This is a genomic window from Aquamicrobium defluvii (genome assembly GCF_004363725.1).
GTDB lineage: Bacteria > Pseudomonadota > Alphaproteobacteria > Rhizobiales > Rhizobiaceae > Mesorhizobium > Mesorhizobium defluvii.
In genome coordinates, this window is record NZ_SNZF01000009.1 from 1 (window position 1) to 16,872 (window position 16,872).

Annotated in this window: 8 protein-coding genes; 1 reads left to right on the top strand and 7 read right to left on the bottom strand. The window is 61.9% G+C overall.

Translation table 11 applies throughout. The annotated features are described in order from the left end of the window. Positions 1–712 precede the first annotated feature (712 nt). From DES43_RS08470 to DES43_RS08490, 5 genes are all read right to left on the bottom strand, one after another. Entirely contained in the window at positions 713–1,402 is a 690-nt protein-coding gene (locus tag DES43_RS08470) for a D-lyxose/D-mannose family sugar isomerase (RefSeq protein ID WP_035026212.1), read from the bottom strand. Positions 1,403–1,444: 42 nt separating this feature from the next. Beyond that, positions 1,445–2,197: a heme ABC transporter permease gene (locus DES43_RS08475; protein ID WP_035026210.1), complete on the bottom strand. Its 753-nt coding sequence runs from the start codon at positions 2,195–2,197 to the stop codon at positions 1,445–1,447. Between the two features lie 65 nt (positions 2,198–2,262). Further along, positions 2,263–4,044, bottom strand: a complete 1,782-nt coding sequence (locus DES43_RS08480) for a glucan ABC transporter ATP-binding protein/ permease (RefSeq protein WP_035026209.1) — start codon at positions 4,042–4,044, stop codon at positions 2,263–2,265. Positions 4,045–4,318: 274 nt separating this feature from the next. Continuing rightward, complete coding sequence (locus DES43_RS08485) at positions 4,319–12,907, bottom strand: glycoside hydrolase family 94 protein (RefSeq protein WP_133674988.1); 8,589 nt, start codon at positions 12,905–12,907, stop codon at positions 4,319–4,321. A 346-nt stretch (positions 12,908–13,253) separates the two neighbouring features. After that, positions 13,254–13,595, bottom strand: a complete 342-nt coding sequence (locus tag DES43_RS08490) for a RidA family protein (protein WP_035026207.1) — start codon at positions 13,593–13,595, stop codon at positions 13,254–13,256. A gap of 214 nt (positions 13,596–13,809) precedes the next feature. Between DES43_RS08490 and DES43_RS08495 the strand changes: the two genes are divergently transcribed. Next, positions 13,810–14,148 carry a protein tyrosine phosphatase family protein gene (locus DES43_RS08495; RefSeq protein ID WP_035026204.1) on the top strand — a complete coding sequence of 113 codons (339 nt, stop codon included), beginning with the start codon at positions 13,810–13,812 and terminating at the stop codon, positions 14,146–14,148. Between the two features lie 27 nt (positions 14,149–14,175). Here DES43_RS08495 and DES43_RS08500 read toward each other — a convergent pair whose 3' ends face one another. Beyond that, positions 14,176–16,224 (bottom strand): NADH:flavin oxidoreductase, encoded by a 2,049-nt coding sequence (locus tag DES43_RS08500; RefSeq protein ID WP_035026248.1) that lies wholly within the window; start codon positions 16,222–16,224, stop codon positions 14,176–14,178. Between the two features lie 159 nt (positions 16,225–16,383). Beyond that, positions 16,384–16,857, bottom strand: coding sequence for a DUF3828 domain-containing protein (locus DES43_RS08510; RefSeq protein WP_035026201.1), 474 nt, complete (start codon positions 16,855–16,857; stop codon positions 16,384–16,386). Positions 16,858–16,872 lie beyond the last annotated feature (15 nt).

The following is a 16,872-nucleotide window of genomic DNA, read 5'->3' on the forward strand; positions in this document are numbered from 1 at the left end:
GCCGCCCCTTGACCAAAACCTAAGACCCAAACCATACATGAAGGCGGGTCACTTCTCGGCGAAAATCCCGGGTCAGCTCTCAGCGGAAATCAACAGCAACGGGAACTGATGGAGCGTTTACGTTGGTCAGCATGTGTTCCTAGTCGGCTGGCGGCCAAAGCAAGGAACAAAGCAAGAACTAAAATGTCAAGGTCATTGTGATTGACTCCACAACAAGCTCTCAAAGCTAAAGCCAGGGAGTTCGAATGAGTCGCACCCGACCGGGCTGCGCAACCCTGACCAGCTTACGCCCGGTCGGGTGCTTGCGTAGCGTTTCTGGCTATGAGCGATGAACGGCAGACTGCAACACTGAGACCGCCGTTTACCGGGATACTGCCGAATAGGATAAGCTGCGGCTTGGGGGAAAAAAAGCAACAGCTCCGAAACCGCCTCCGTGTTCCATAATCTATCTTATGCGACTTTCATGGATGCCCTATATGGGACATCGTCTGCGGAATTTTCTGTGCTTTGGTACGACGTCAGCGAACGACAACAGGCACAGCGTCGCCTATGATCCTTATGAAGTCCCACCTGCCACTGCCACTCCAACCCGGTCTGCAACTTCATTTCCGTTTGTGGCAATCTGTCATCAGACAGCGAATGGCGTGACGCTGCGTCAGCGCTCTGCGCTTTCCCGCCGCCATGCCGACATCGGGACGACTACGGCTGGCGCTTATCGCCCCAGCCAGCGTTCGTAGTCGGAAACCAGAAGATGAACCGGCTCGACATCCTCCTCGATGTCCGAGAAGCGACCTATCGGGTCACGGAAGATGTTGTCAGTGAGATCGTCGTTCACCGTTGAAACTTCGCCGATCAGAACGTCGCCACCCTCGCCCCAGAACGCATGCCAGACGCCAGGTAGCAGAGTCACGCTTTCACCCGGGTCGAGCTTCAGAAGTCCTCCGGCTGGAAGCCTGCGCATGGTGCCGTCGACAGGAACCGACACCTCGGCGCGGGGATCGATTCCGCCGTCACCGTCCGGCATGAACAGCTCCAGCACCAGCTTGCCGCCGCCACGATTGATGATGTCCTCCGCCTTGATGACATGGCGATGCATGGGCGAGAGCTGATTCTTGCGAGAGATCATGATCTTCTCGGCATAGAGCATGCCGGCGCCCTTCTTCATGTCCTCGAAACGGCCATTGCGGACCGTGAAGAGGAAGAGCCCGAGCTCGTCGAACTTCCCCTGCCCGTAATCGGTGATGTCCCAGCCCAGCCGTGCATTGAAGACACCGGCGGATTCTGTTCCGCGCCGTTGCATTTCTGCGGGCGACCAATAGGCGAAAGGCGGCATGACATAGCCGAACGATCGGATAAAGGCGTCTCCCTCGCGGATGATCTCGTTCACTCTCGAGCGCTTCATGATCCCTCCCGCCCGTGTTTCAACCAGCCGTTCGTCCGAAGGTCAGCGTGCACCCCGTGCCGCCAGCTTGCGCATCGACGCGATCCGCCGGCGGCGGATCTCGGTGCGCATCGCCATCATGTGCAATGCGAAGAACAGCAGTGTGAAACCGACCGCCATAACCAGAAGCGGGCGGAGCAGGCTGCCGTCGATGGTCGGACCGTCCATGCGGAACACGGAAGCCGGCTGATGCAGCGTGTTCCACCAGTCCACGGAGAACTTGATGATCGGTATGTTGACGAAGCCGATCAGGGTGATGATCGCGGCAGCCCATGCAGCCTTGCCGGTGTCTTCCAGCGCGCGCGTAAGGGCAATTATGCCCAGATACATGAGAAAAAGCACGAAAACCGAGGTGAGGCGGGCGTCCCACACCCACCAGGTTCCCCACATGGGCTTGCCCCAGATCGAGCCGGTAACCAGCGCCAGAGCGGTGAAGCAGGCCCCGATGGGAGCTGCCGATTTCAGAGATACGTCCGCCAGCGGATGCCGCCACACCAGCGTGCCGAGCGCTGCGGCGGCCATCACCGCGTAACACATCATCGACAGCCACGCGAACGGCACATGAATGTACATGATGCGCACGGTGCTGCCCTGCTGGTAATCCTCCGGAGCGCTGAAGCTCATATAGAGCCCTGCTGCGAGGATCAGGCAGGCCGCGCCCGCAAGCCACGGAACGACCTTGTCGGCGAAGCCGACAAACCGGGTTGGATTGGCAAGGTCCAGCCAGCTGGACAGGCGGGTGCGGGAAACGGTCATGACAAACTACATAACCTTGCACCCCGCCGCGAAGCAACAGCCTGCGATGGCTGGCGGGGCGCGCCTTATGCCGCGGCGTTGTCTTCCACTGCGGAAATGCGCGACAGGCGGCGAACGTCTTCGTCGTTGAGAAGCCCGCCGGCGCGCAGCAGAGCCGCAAAACGTCCGTTGCGCAGGGAGAGCTCGGCAAAGCCGCCCATTTCGATCACCCTGCCCTTGTCCATGAACACCACAAGATCGGCGTCGCGAACGGTGGTGAGGCGGTGCGCGATGATGAATGTGGTGCGTCCGCGGCGCAGCTCGTCGATGGCCTGTTTCACCCGTTCCTCGGTCTCGACATCGAGCGCGCTCGTCGCTTCGTCGAGAACGAGTATCGGCGCATTCTTCAGGACAGCGCGGGCAATGGCGATGCGCTGGCGCTCGCCGCCGGAAAGCTGTCCGCCGCGCTCGCCGACGACCGTGTCATAGCCCTCGCCCTTCGAAAGAATGAAGTCCTGTGCGGCGGCGGCGCGGGCGGCGGCATGTATCTCTTCATAGGTCGCGTCCGCCCGCCCGATGCGGATGTTGTCCTCGATGGAACGGTTGAGCAGACCGGCATCCTGGAACACGGTGGCGATGCAGTTGCGCACAGAACGGGCCGTCACGGTGCGTGTGTCGACCCCGTCGATGAGAATCCGGCCGTGCTGGGGCGTAAAGACGCGCTGGAGAAGATTGATAAGCGTGGTCTTGCCGGCGCCGGTCGGCCCGACGATGGCGACAGTCTGCCCGGCGGCGACCTCGAAGGAAACCTCGTCCAGCCCCTGGCCCGAGTTCGGGAACTCGAAGCTGACCTTGTCGAACCGCACATGGCCGGTGACCTTGCCGATCTCGCGCAATCCGGCAGGCTCCCTGACCTCAAGGGCGGAGTCCTCCATCCGGTAGAACTCTTCGAGCTTCGCCCGCGCTTCCGATATCTGGTTGACGAAAGTGGACACCTGGTCGAGCCGGGCGATCAGCAGGGCCGCAAAACCGGTGAAGGCAATGACGTCGCCGATGCGCAACTGACCCTGCATGACCAGATAGGAGCCGATCAGCAGAACGACCATCATCGAAATGGTGGAGGACAGGCGATGCATGGCGCTGGCCAGGGCCCACCAGTCGAGCACCGGATACTGCGCATCCAGCAATTCGCCGACGAAACGCTTCAAGGCTGCCGTCTCATGTCCGATCCGGTTGTAGCTCTGAAGCACCGCGACGTTGCTGACGGAGTCCGATACATGCGCGAAGACTTTATGGTAGTGGCGCTCCACATTCGCCTGCCCGTCCCGCGTCTTGCGCATGACCAGACGGCCGACGGCGAAGTAGACGACGCCCAGCATCAGCAGCACGATCGACATGCGAAGATCGAGCGTCAGAGCGGTCGGGACGAGCAGCATGAGGGCCACGGCGGTGGAAAGGTGCTGGCGCATGAACTCCAGCCACAGCGTGAAAAGGGTTTCCACCGCACGCAGAAGCGTATGCAGGGAGTTGGAGGTGCCGCGCATATGATGCCAGGCGAGCGGCATGTTGATGACACGCTCGAACGACTGCGACAGGACCTCGCCGCGCAGTTTGTGGGCGAAGCGATCCGCTCCGCGCGCCACCAGCACAAAGGCGATGATGTTGAAGACGCCGAGCCCGGCCCAGACAACGAGCGGCGGAACCACGTTCACGCGCTCCGAAATCGCGTCGATGACCCGCCCGAACATGATCGGCTCGAGAATAGCCACCATGGCGAGGGTGACATTCGCGCCGCAGATCAGCGCGACCCGCTTCCTGTCGGCGGCCAGATAGCCGAGCGCTCTCCAGTAGACTTGCAGAAGGGACACTCGATTACTCCGCGAAACCGTTCATTGTGCAATGCACCATATCTGGAAACGTATGAAGAGACGCGAGCCAGAACAATGCTCACTTACAGCGTCAGTTCCCCTCATGCGAACAAAACATGGCTACGGGCGGAAATCTGCCGTGATCGGCTAACGGTTTGAGTTGAAAGGCAAAATGACCATCGTAAGGCAAAATTGCGGCAATCCCGAAAAGGACTGCCGCAATTTTAGCGGGAAACGACAGGACGAAGGCACATCGGCGGTCCTTTGCCGCCTTTTATCGCTTTCTGGCCGGGCTGGCGCGGCCGCCTGCACCGTTAGCCGGCAATGTCACCACGACATCTGTTTCACCTGTTTCCAGGCGGAACGAGGCACCCTTCACTTTTTTGCCATTCACTGCCAGCACCGCCGTGGATGTACCTGCGCCGCGCTGCACCCGGATGGTCTGCCTTCCACCGCCGAGGGAAAGCCTTGCCGTATAGCCATCCCAGTGAGAGGGAATGCGCGGATTGATCTCGATCGCATCGCCACGCCTGCGGATTCCGAGTATCGCCTCCACGGCGGCACGGTAGAGCCAGCCCGCGGAGCCCGTATACCATGTCCAGCCGCCGCGGCCGGCCTTGTCGGCCGCATACACATCGGCGGCGACCACATAGGGCTCGACGCGGTAGTGCTCGGCGGATGCTTCGTCCAGCGCGTGGTTGACAGGGTTGAGCATGGAGAAGCACCGATAGGCTTCGTCCACGCGCCCCATCTCGGCCAGGGCAATGACGAACCACGTGGCCGCGTGCGTATACTGGCCGCCATTCTCGCGCACGCCGGGCGGATAGCTCTTGATGTAGCCGGGGTCTTTCTCCCAGTCGGCAAAAGGCGGCGTGAACAGCTTGAGAATCCTGTTCCCTTCGTCGACGAGCATTTCGCCCGCACTGTCCATCGCCGTACGTGAGCGGGCGGGATCGCCCTCGCCTGACAACACGCTCCACGACTGGGCTATCGAGTCGATCTGGCACTCCTGCGACTCGCGGGAACCAAGCGGGGTTCCGTCGTCGAAAGTGCCGCGCCGGTACCATTGGCCGTCCCATGCGCTGTTCTCCAGCGCGCGCTTGAGCACGGCGGCATGGGCCTGCCATGCCTTCATGCGCCTGGCGTCGCCCTGAGCCTTTGCGAAAGGTTCGAAATCGGCAAGCGTCCTGAGCAGGAACCAGCCCAGCCACACGCTTTCGCCCCTGCCCTCATCGCCAACGCTGTTCATACCGTCATTCCAGTCGCCACCGAGAATGAGCGGCAGTCCGCCGGGACTGCTGCGCCTGACGGCAAGATCGAGCGCCCGCGCGCAGTGTTCATACAGCGACGCGCTCTCGCCGGAGGTTTCGGGCAGGAAGAAGGCGTCATGCTCGTGATCGCCGAGTTTCTCGCCCTGGATGAAGGGCAGCTTCTCGTCGAGGATTTTCCGGTCGCCCGTCACCTCCACGTAATGGGCGACGGCATGAGCCAGCCAGACCACGTCATCCGAGATGATGGTGCGCACGCCCGCTCCCGTGCGCGGCAGCCACCAGTGCTGCACATCGCCTTCGGGAAACTGACGCCCGGCTGCGTTCAGTATCTGGGCACGCGCAAGGCCCGGATCGTGCGCGAGCAGAGCCAGCGTGTCTTGCAACTGGTCGCGGAACCCGAAGGCGCCGCTTGCCTGATAGAAGGCAGAGCGGGCACGGATACGGCAGGCCAGGCTCTGGTACGGCAGCCAGTGATTGACCATGAAATCGAGCGTCTTGTCCGGCGTCTCGACCTGAATTGTATCGAGGAAACCACGCCATTCTCTCTCCGCCCCGGCAAGGCGCTCGTCGAAATCGATCGCACGGTGCCGCTCGATGAGAGCCGAGGCTTCGATCATGCTTTCCGCATCGCCAAGAAGCCATAGCAGGGTGGTTTCGCGGTTTGCCGGAATCTCGACATCGCGCGCCAGCGCGGCACAGGGATCGTCACCGGCCTCGACGCGACCCGAGAGCACAGTCCCGGCCAGAACAGCCTGGGGTCGTTCGCTGGAGCCCCCTTGTCCGATGAATTCCTCGCGATGTGCAGTTACAGAATCGGGGCGGTCATCCGAGGCGAGAAAAGCCGCCCGGCCGCCAAAATCGAGATTGTAAGGGTTGGTGGCGAGCAGCGCGCCCGTTTTCTCGTCCTGCGACGGTATGATTGTTCCAGCTGTTCGGGAGCGGTGTGAGCCGAGAACCCACTCGGCATAGGCATAGACCCGAAGCCGGGCGACGGAAGCACCGGAGTTGCGAATACGCAGCCGCGACACTTTCACGGGATCGGCAGGGTCCACGATATGCGTCAGTTCCATTTCAATGGCGCCGCGCCGTGCACGGAACGTGGAAAATCCCTGCCCGTGAACGGCTTCATAGGAAACCGCCGCATCGCGCACCACCGCGGCGACCGGGGAAAAGCTGGCGCCGCTGTCGAGATCGTGGATGTAGATGCCCTCGCCCGGACGGTTGACCACCGGGTCGTTCGACCAGGGCGTGAGCTGGTAGTCGCGGCTGTTGCGGCTCCAGGTGAACCCTGCGCCTTCCGCCGATGTGTGGAAGCCGAAGCTTTCGTTGGAAACGACGTTGATCCACGGCTGGGGCGTTACCTTGCGGCCGGTCAGCCGGACGACATAGCGGCGCCCGTCTTCTTCGAAGCCACCAAATCCGTTCCAGTTGGAAAGCCCCTTGCCATCGGCGGATTTGTACTTTGCCGGTGCTGCTGCCGCGACAGGCACCTCCGCGCCACGAGGCGGCGGGGTTGTCCGGGCGATGCCGTTCGCGGTTTCGCGCGCCTGCAAGGCCGTTATCTCGGCGCGCTCGATCTGGTCGCTGATCGTACCGTTGCGCGTGTGGAGCACCACGCGCGCCGACGTCAGCAGGGTGCGATAGGTCGGCTCGTCCATGAGATCGCGGCGCACGGCGAATATATGCTGGCGCGGCCCCAGTTCCGAACCGCGCAAACGGGCGTTTTCGCAAAGGTAGTCGATAGCCTGCTGCAAATCCTGCACATATGAGGAGGATTGCTCGTTGACGATGACCAGGTCCACGGTAAGGCCGCGCGCCCGCATATATTCCTGATAGCGAAGGCCCTGCGCGACGATTTCAAGGTCGGCCAGATCGTCGATACGAATAGCGAAGATCGGATAATCCCCGGAAATGCTCGTCGGCCACAGGCTTGACTGTTTGCCGAGGCCGCTCGCAATCGATTCCGAAGGCAGCCGCAGGTTCGGATCGGGGTAGATCAGATAGCGCGCAAGGCTCTGTCCTGTCGCCGCATCTGCCAGCGACAATCCGAGATGGCGGGTCTGAACCTGCGAGCGGGTCCATGACAGCATCGCCTGACGGGCAAAGCTTTCGGGATGGTCGAGACGGTTGATGGCGTCATCGAGCTCCTCCCTGTTCGCCCCGACACAGGTCCAGAACGTCAGCGAAACCTTCTTGTTGGCCGGAACGCGCACCTTGCGCCGCAATGCGACGATCGGATCGAGCGTAAATCCGGCATGTCCCGCCAGCCGCGCACCCGGGGCCATGGCGGCCGGATCGGCAATCGTGCGCCCGCGGCCGATGAAAGCGCGGCGGTCGGTCTCCGCTTCGGTATCGCGGGCCAGACCGGTCGGGTCCGTGACGAAATGCACCGCGACAATATCGGGTTCGCGCTGGTCGCGCTTTCTCCTGCGGGCGAAGATCGCCCCGTTGTTGTCGGCAATTTCCGTCTCGACAAACATCTTCGAGAACGCGGGGTGGGCATTGTCCGAGGCTTCCGGAGCGAGGACCAGTTCCGCGAAGGAAGTCACCTCGATGTAACGGTCGCTCGATGCGTCGTTGTGGAGGGTTACGCGTCGTCCCTCGCCGTGGCCTTCCGAAATGACGATGCACTGCACCTCCGAGCGCAACGATTGCACGCTCTTGGCGAATGTGGCCTTGTCGTCCGAAAAATAGGTCTGCGCGACCTCTCCCGGTGCCTGCTTCGGTTCCACGGTTGCCGACCACCATTCGCCGCTGTCGACGTCCCGCAGGAAGATATAGGTGCCCATGCGATCCTCGACCGGATCGGGTTGCCAGCGTGTGATGGCAAGGTCGCCCCAGCGGCTGTAGCCCGATCCGGTCGCCGTAACCATCATGGAATAATGGCCGGTAGACATCAGGCTTGTCGCGCGCAGGGCCGTTGCCGGATCCGCGATGATGCGCGTATCGAGGCTCTGCGCCTCCTGCTCGTCGACAAGCGGACGTTCCTCCGCTTCCGTGCGCACGGTGTCGGCGGGAATTTCGCGGGGCGCCTTTTCCTGCAACAGGAGTTCGGCGGATTCGATCACCGGGTCGGAATGGAAGCGGTCCCGCAGCCGTCCTTCGTAGACCACATTCGCGACGGCCGCGATCGACATGCCGGAGTGGTGCGCGAAATAGCTCTGAACCACGGCATGGCCTGCACCTTCCGGGACACGCTGCGGAGTGAAATCCACGGCATCGTAGTAACCGTAGCGCCCGAGTGCCCCAATGCTCCTGAGCCGCTTCAGGTTTTCCACCGCCTCGCGCGGCATGAACTGCGCGGCCAGAATGGTCGCATAGGGTGCTATGACCAGGTTCTGCGCAAGTCCGCGCTTGAGACCGAGCCCCGGGACGCCGAAATTGGTGTACTGGTAAGTCAGTTCCCGGTCGCGGGCATTGTAGGCAGCTTCGGAAATTCCCCATGGCACGTTGCGTGAACGGCCATATTGCATCTGGCGCTTGATGACGAGATTGCTCGTCTGGTTGAGCAGGCTGCCCTGTGGCTCCTTCATCACCAGCGGAGGCATCAGGTACTCGAACATCGAGCCGGACCACGACATCAGCGCGCCCCGGAAACCTATCTCGACGATGGGCCGTCCAAGCTTGAACCAGTGCTCGGTCGGCAGATCGCCCTTGGCCACGGCAAACAGGGACGTCAGCCGGGCCTCGGATGCCAGGAGGTCGTAACAGGCTTCGTCAAGCTGGTGCTCTTCCACCCGGTAACCGATTGAAAGCAGCTTCCGCTCCGGGCGCATGAGGAATGAAAAATCCATCTCGAATGCGAAACGGCGCGCACGTTCGCGCAGTTTGAGCAGCCTCGTGCGCAATTCCTCGGCAGTGCGGTCGTCGCTGTGCGAGTCATGCAAATGGGCTTCGCATGTCGCTTCCAGACGAATTGCCCAGTCTGCCACCACCTCGGAGCGGCTGGAACCGACCTCGGCATGCATCGCCGCCGCCAGCTTGCGGATTTCTCCCGCCAGCACCGACAGATTGATCGTGCGGATGGACGCCATCTCGGGTTGTTCCTTGATGGTTTGCACCGCCCGGCGCATGCCGTCGAGCCGGTCGGCCAGACGCTGGCGCAGCGGCCGCAACTGGCGGCGGTCGTCCGGCAGTTCGTCCAGGCTTTCGTCGAGGATGGCGACCACGTCGAGCACGCCCTCGAAGTCGCCATGAAGATGGACCGAAGGCGCTTCCGCCCATTCGGCACAAGTGGCGGCAACGGCCACGAGATGACCGGCAAGGTTGCCGCTGTCGACGGCTGAAATGTAAAGCGGATGCAGCGGTTTGAGCGTTTTCGTGTCGTACCAGTTGAACAGATGGCCGCGCTCGCGCGGCATGTTCTCGATGGTCGAAAGCGTCGACTCGATGCGCGACACGGCATCGGCCATGCTGATCCAGCCGAAATCGCGCGCCGACACGACAGACAGAAGATAAACGCCGACATTGGTGGGCGACGTGCGCGGGGCCACCACAGGTGCCGGACTCTCCTGAAAATTATCCGGCGGCAGATGGTGGTGTTCTTCGGTAACGAAGGTTTCGTAATAGTGCCATGTACGGCGGGCCGCGATGCGCAGCGCATGCATGTCGCGCGGTGCCAGATGCAGCCGGTCCTCGGTTTCGGCCGAACGGCTGATAAGCCAGGCGAATGCCGGCGAACCGATCCAGAACAAAGCGAAGAAGAAGGCGACGAAGGCACCGGTGGAGTCTGCGAACACCGGAATGGCGAGCCCGACGACGCCTATGATCACCGCCCCGTACATGGCCGAATAATAGGATCCGAGATCGTTGGCCCCGCCCTTGTGCGCCTGCGATGCCGTGCGCCATTCGAGCAGATTCCTGCGGGATGCGAAAAGCCTGTAGATCGTGCGGATGATGGCGTCGCCCATCATCCACGCAGAGTGGGCCATCAGCACCACGCGCAGCGCCACCATGGCCGTTCCGAAGGCAATGTCGCGCGCCAGTGCGGAGAAATGTCCGCGTGGCGTCGAATCCCGGTTCCGGGGCCAAAGGCCATTCACGATGTTGAAGGTTGGCGCCATGAACAGGGTCAGGATCAGCAGCGCCTGCCATTGCGCGGCCTGCGTGAACGGCAGCAATGTCCAGCCCGCGATTGCCGCCATCACCCAGAAGATGGGGGTGAGCGTGCGGCGCAGATTGTCGACCATCTTCCAGCGCGAAAGGGCAGGAACGCCCGAAAGCGGGTTGAGGATGAAGCTTAGAAGCTGCCAGTCGCCACGGGCCCAGCGATGCTGGCGCGATGCGTCGACCGAATAGCGGGTCGGATAATCCTCGACCAGTTCGACATCGGTCGCCAGCGCCGCGCGCGCGAATGCCCCCTCAACGAGATCGTGGCTGAGAATGGCGTTTTCCTCGAAGCGGTCCCTGAGCGCCGCCTCGAAGGAATCGACGTGATAGAGGCCCTTGCCGGTGAAGGTGCCGTCGCCGAATACGTCCTGATAGAGGTCGGAAACGGCGAAGACGTAGGGATCGAGGCCACGGTCCGCGGAGAACACTCGCTGAAAGAACGAGGCTTCGTCGCCGGTGGTCAGCGACGGCGTGATGCGGGGTTGCAGGATGGTATAGCCCGCCGTGACCTTCCTGGTTGCCGCATCGTAGTGCGGACGGTTCAGCGGATGCGCGAGCTTGCCGATCAGCCTGCTCACCGCATCGCGCGTGGTGCGCGTGTCTGCATCCAGTGTCATCACATAGACGACATTGTCCGGAAGCGGAGCGTCCAGCGGCAGGAAGGTGGTGTCGCCATCCCCGCGCAGAAGCAGATTCAGCTCGTGCAGCTTGCCGCGCTTGCGCTCCCAGCCCATCCACACGCCCTGCGAAGGATTGTACAGCCGGCGCCGGTGGAGAAGGTGAAAGCGCGGTACGCCGCCCACAGCAGGATAACGCAGGTTCAGACGCGCGATTTCAGCGCGCGCGAAATCGAGAATCTCCGTATCTGCCGGATTCAGTTCGGCGTCGCTGTCCGGCCAGTCGGAAAGCAGCGCAAAATAAAGCTCGTCGGAAACATTGGCGAGATGATGAACCTCGATGTTGCGGATATTCTCCTCAACGTCGTCGCGTGAGCCGATCAGAGAAGGCACCACGACGAGAGTCCGCGCGCCGGCCGGTATCCCGTCCTTGTAATCATATCCGATCAGGCGCGTGGGCTTCAGGAAAAGCAGCACCACCGTGTTGAAGAAACCGAGCGCGCCCTCGCTGGCCGGTACGGCAAACAGCGCCAGCATGAGCGCAATGGCCCCGACCGGCAGGCCCAGCACCGCAAGCGCGTTGCCGCTCATGTAGAGCAGCAGCGCAGTCAGCGCGAACACCGGAACTGCGATGCCCAGCCAGCCCGCCTTGCGGAACGAGCGCTTCAGCGACAAGCCGAAAAGCGGCCGATAGCCGATCTCTTTTTCGAGTGTCTCGCGACATGGACCGACAAGATAAAAGCCGACATCGGACGGCGTGTCGGCCATTTCCGGCCGGCCGGCAGATTTCGCGGCCATCTCGACCGCGATTGCGGCTACCTCGTGTTCCGAATGGCCTGATCCGCGCGCCAGTTCCTCGATGGCCGTGCGATACTGGTCGCGGGAGGCGAAATCGAGCGCCGAATAGTCCGCTTTTTCGCGCAGCACCTCATCGATGCGGCTGACGCCCTCGAACCAGACGGTCCAGTCCACGTCGTTGATGAGGCGCAGGCCCCTGATGATGTTGCCGGTGGTGACATTGCCGGCCGAAAGCGTCTGATGCTCGGCCATGATGATCTGCTCGGCGTCCGAGCCGGATTTTTCGAGCTCGCCTTCCAGCCATTCGAGCGCCCTGCCGGCGTTCTGCGAACCGTCGCGCAGCCGGTAGAGAAGCTGCGTGGCGAAAGTCGTGTCGCGCGCATAGGCGCTGTACCGGCTCAGCATCTGCTCGCGCTCGCCGCCATCGGCCGAAGCCAGCGCACGGTCGGCCACCTCGTTGGCGACAAGGCGCATCTTGCGCGCGCGCTCGACCCGCAAGGCAAGCCGGCGCAGATTCTCGATCAGCACGAAGCGAAGCAGCGACGGAAGAGCCCAGATCTCGCCGATCTTCATCGGTTCGACCGACTGGAACCCCTCCACGATCGCCTTGAAGGTCTGTGCTGAAACCGAACTGTCCGAATGCGCGACATAGGCCCATGCGATGGCAAGGGCTCTCGGCACGGAGGTGCCGTCGCCGAGCCTGAGCGTGGGAAGCTGCCTGTAGAAACGGCGCGGAAGGTCGCGCTTGATCTGGTAGATCGTTTCCTCGACCAGATAGTTGTTGTCGAGCAGCCATTGCGCAGCCGGCGTGATCGGTTCGCCCTTGGCCTGCGCTGCGTTTGTGGAGCGGTAAATCTCCAGGATCCGGGCTGCGCTTTCGCGGATACGGCTCTGGAAATCGAAGGCTCCAAGCCCCTCCAGGCTCCGCGTATCGCCGTCCGCCATCTGCTTGCCAAGCAGCCGCAGCCTGTCTTCCTGATAGAATTGCGCCCTGATCGGGAGCTCCCCTGCCAGAGGCATGGCGGCAGGCTTGGCTTCGAGACTGTCAGGTCTGGACTGAATATTCATTAAAAATCCACAAGGCGAGAAACGACAACGGATTCGACTGGGCCGCTGCAACCATAAACCGTTTTAAATGCAAATGGTTGCATAGTACGGCCCACAGGGATTTTACTGCGCCATCCCCTTCCCCCAGGCGCGCACAAGCCATCGACCCCACAAGCCATGCCACGGGATCGAAAGGAAAGAATTCTGGCTTTTTCGTGTTTTACGCGCTGTCCGGCAAGCGCAGGAGTCTGGCTTCAATAAAGCTTTGCAACAACCCTTAACGAACCCGCTTAACTGCGTGAACTCGTCTCCGGCAATGTCATTGCACGCCCGGTCGAAAACCGGGCGCGCAATATGCAAGCCGTAGTCAGATGGCGGCCGTTACGATCATCTCGACCTTGTATTTGGGATTGGCCAGTTTTGCCTCGCCGGTAGCCCGCGCAGGCGTATGTCCCTGCGCCACCCATGCATCCCAGACCGCGTTCATCTCGGCGAAGGTCGACATGTCGGCCAGCCAGATGATCGTCTGCAGGATTTTTGTCTTGTCGGAGCCGACCTGTGCAAGAAGCTGGTCGACCGTGGCAAGGATATCGCGTGTCTGGGCCTCGACGGTATCGCCCTCGCCGACCTGACCGGCCAGGTAGACGGTGTTGCCGTGAACGACGATATCGCTCATGCGTGGGCCAACTTCCAAACGGCGGATGCTCATTCTGTCTTCCTTCCCGAAATGCCATGCCCTGCATGGGGCAAGACCTCTGTAGATAGCACATTCAATCCCGGCAATAGCGACCCGGATCCCGGATACGGAAATGTTGCAAAAACATTGCCGGGAGGAATTCCATGTCTTGTCTGCCACCTTCAGCTTTGGCATGTAGGCGTCAACTGCCGCATCCGCGTGGCTTTTGTTTCGCCCGGAGATATTCATGGAAATCCGCCAGATCAGCGAAGACTATTCGGTTACCGGACAGATTGTTCCCGCCGACGTGGCGCAAATCAGGGCCGCAGGCTTCAGGAGCGTGATCTGCAATCGACCTGACGGCGAGCAGGTCGATCAGCCCGCGCAGGACGAGGTGCGCGCCGCCGTCGAGGCCGCCGGGATGACCTATCGCTACATTCCCGTCGTCAGCGGACAGATGACAGCCGACAATGTCGCGGATCAGGCCAGGGCTCTCGAAGAGCTTCCCACGCCGGTCCTCGCCTACTGCCGCTCCGGAGGACGCTGCACCAATCTCTTCCTTGCCATTCAGCAATCGAGGGGCTGAGTGGGCTTCCGGCCCGACACGCGCTTGTCAGATCCGGAGACCGTAGCGGATGCCGTCATAGATCGCGGCGTGGATATTTCGCGAGGCGACCGCATCGCCGATCCGGAACACAACGAGGTTCGAGTCGGGATTGCGCACGGGAAAGATGTCCCCGCCCTTCACCAGTCGCTCGTAGTCGACGGCGCCCCGATTGCGCGACAGGGGCCTGAGCGCGAGGTAAAGCTCGTCGAGCGGCGCGGTGCCGTGCTCCACCACCACCTGATCGACACGCCGCTCAACGCTCCAGCTGTCGGAGAAATCGGAGCCGAGCGTGGCAACCAGATGGTTTCCGTCCCGCCGCACCGACCTCAGCCGCGTATTGATGGTCACGGTGACGCCGTTCTCATGGAAGCTGCGCATATAGGGCACATGGTTCATGCCACCCATTTCCGGAGCGAAGAAGCGTTCGGGCGAAACCAGTTCCAGTTTCGAGCCCGCTCTGGCAATCAGCTCCGCGGTTCCCATGCCCTGATGGCCGCCATTGTCGTCGAACAGCAGAACGGTTTCAGCCGGCTTGACGGCACCGGCCATGATGTCCCAGCTTGAGGTGACAAGGCCGTCGCCGGTTTCCAGAGGCGGATTCTGCGGCAGGCCGCCGGTCGCGACCACGACGACATCCGGCTCCAGCGCCAGAACATCCTCCTTCCCGGCCCATATGTCGTAACGGATTTCAACGCCCAGCCGGTCAAGTTCGGCAAGCCGCCAATCCACGATCCCGATCAGTTCCTTGCGGCGGGGGTTCTGGGCAGCGAGCCTTATTTGCCCGCCTGCCTCGCCGGCAGCTTCCAGAACCGTGACCGCATGGCCGCGCTCGGCCGTCACCCGCGCCATCTCCAGCCCGGCCGCGCCCGCTCCCGCAACGACAATCTTCTTCAGGCGCCCTTCCGTCCTGCGGATGATATGCGGAATGAAGGCTTCGCGCCCGGTCGCCGCATTGTGGATGCACAGCGCCTCGCCGCCTTCATAGATGCGGTCGAGACAATAGGTTGCTCCGACGCATGGTCTGATTTCGTGTTCGCGCCCCGCCATCACCTTCCTGACGATGTGCGGATCGGCGATGTGAGCGCGCGTCATGCCCACCATGTCGAGCTTGCCTTGGGCGATGGCATGGCGCGCCGTGGCGACGTCGGCGATGCGCGCCGCATGAAAGGTCGGGAACTTCGTTGCCGCCCTCACCTCTCCGGCAAAATCCAGATGCGGGGAAGAACGCATGCCCGTGATCGGGATGACCCTTGTCAGTGCGGCATCCGTCTCGATGGAACCGCGGATGATATTGAGGAAATCGATGCGGCCGGACCCTGCCAGCCGCCGGGCTATCTCCACACCTTCTTCCCTGGAAAGGCCGGTGGCGAAATCCTCGTCGGCCACCAGCCTTATGCCGACCACAAACCCGTTTCCCACCGCCTTGCGGATTGCGTCGAGCACCATGAAGGTAAAGCGCAGCCGGTTTTCGAGCGGCCCGCCGTGCTCGTCCTGACGATGGTTCGTGGCGGGCGACCAGAACCCGTCCATCAGGTGGCCATATGCTTCCAGCTCGATTCCATCGAGCCCGGCCGCCTGACAACGCTGGGCAGCGGACGCATAGTCGGCCACTATGCGTTCCATGTCCCAATCCTCGATCGCCTTGGGAAAGGAACGGTGCGCGGGCTCCCGCACCGGGGATGGTGCAAGCACCGGCAACCAGTCGCCCTTGTTCCAGCCGCCGGTGCGGCGGCCGAGATGGGTGATCTGGATCATCACCTTGCAATCATGCTCATGGCAGGCGTCTGCCATCTCGGCGAGCCATGGCACGATCGCATCGTCATAGAGATGCAGGTTACCGAAAGCGGGCGGACTGTCCCTGCTGACGATTGCCGAGCCCGCCGTCATGGTCAGCGCCATGCCGCCCTTCGCTTTTTCCGCGTGATATAGGCGGTAACGCTCCTTGGGCATTCCATCTTCCGAATAAGCCGGCTCATGGCTCGTCGACATGACCCGGTTCTTCAGCGTCAGATGCCTGAGCTGATAAGGCTGAAGCAGAGGGTCCTGGCTGGCCATCGTCTTTCCCGGTATGCGATGCTGGCTGTGTTGGCGGCTATGTGGCGGAATGCGCTCCTGGAGCATTTCTGCTTTTCCTCGAATCGCAGAAACGCTCTAACCTTTTGTTTTTACGCAATTCCGAACGCAAAACCGCTGCGCACTTTTGCTGGAATTGCTCTATTCGGTGGCATCCCCGGCAAAACATTCGAGTTCGCTCAGCTTCCAGCCATTTGTTCTTGAAGCGATATCGGCAACTTTCCATTTGCCGTCGACGTTCTTCAGCGACCAGACCATCTCGCGGCTCGCGTCCTGTTCGCCGGGAAAAAGGCTGAACGTGGCTGTCACTTCTGCCCGATCCCCATTCAGGGCTTCGGCGAGTTTCAGCGTCCGGGCAAGCTCGCCGTCGTCGAAGTCCTGCGCGTCGAGCGCGGGGTCGGAATCGATGCAGGGAACGCCGTCCGAACTGGCGAGTGCCGCGTCATTCTGGTCGAAAAGCTTTTTGACGGGTTCGACAAAGCGGTCGCGGTAATCGGGATCGCCGACAAACCGCCCCTGCGTGTAGAAGAATTTCACGGCATCCGACGCCGGCCCCGCCATGGCCGCCACGGGAGCGGCGATGGTCAGGACAAGGACAAGCAAAGGCACTCTCATCACGATCCTCCTGGG

Bases quoted from the DNA above. Each gene is read 5' to 3' on its own strand.
- DES43_RS08510 (WP_035026201.1), bottom strand. From the start codon at position 16,857: ATGAGAGTGCCTTTGCTTGTCCTTGTCCTGACCATCGCCGCTCCCGTG.
- DES43_RS08500 (WP_035026248.1), bottom strand. From the start codon at position 16,224: ATGGCCAGCCAGGACCCTCTGCTTCAGCCTTATCAGCTCAGGCATCTG.
- DES43_RS08470 (WP_035026212.1), bottom strand. From the start codon at position 1,402: ATGAAGCGCTCGAGAGTGAACGAGATCATCCGCGAGGGAGACGCCTTT.
- DES43_RS08475 (WP_035026210.1), bottom strand. From the start codon at position 2,197: ATGACCGTTTCCCGCACCCGCCTGTCCAGCTGGCTGGACCTTGCCAAT.
- DES43_RS08485 (WP_133674988.1), bottom strand. From the start codon at position 12,907: ATGAATATTCAGTCCAGACCTGACAGTCTCGAAGCCAAGCCTGCCGCC.
- DES43_RS08495 (WP_035026204.1), top strand. From the start codon at position 13,810: ATGGAAATCCGCCAGATCAGCGAAGACTATTCGGTTACCGGACAGATT.
- DES43_RS08490 (WP_035026207.1), bottom strand. From the start codon at position 13,595: ATGAGCATCCGCCGTTTGGAAGTTGGCCCACGCATGAGCGATATCGTC.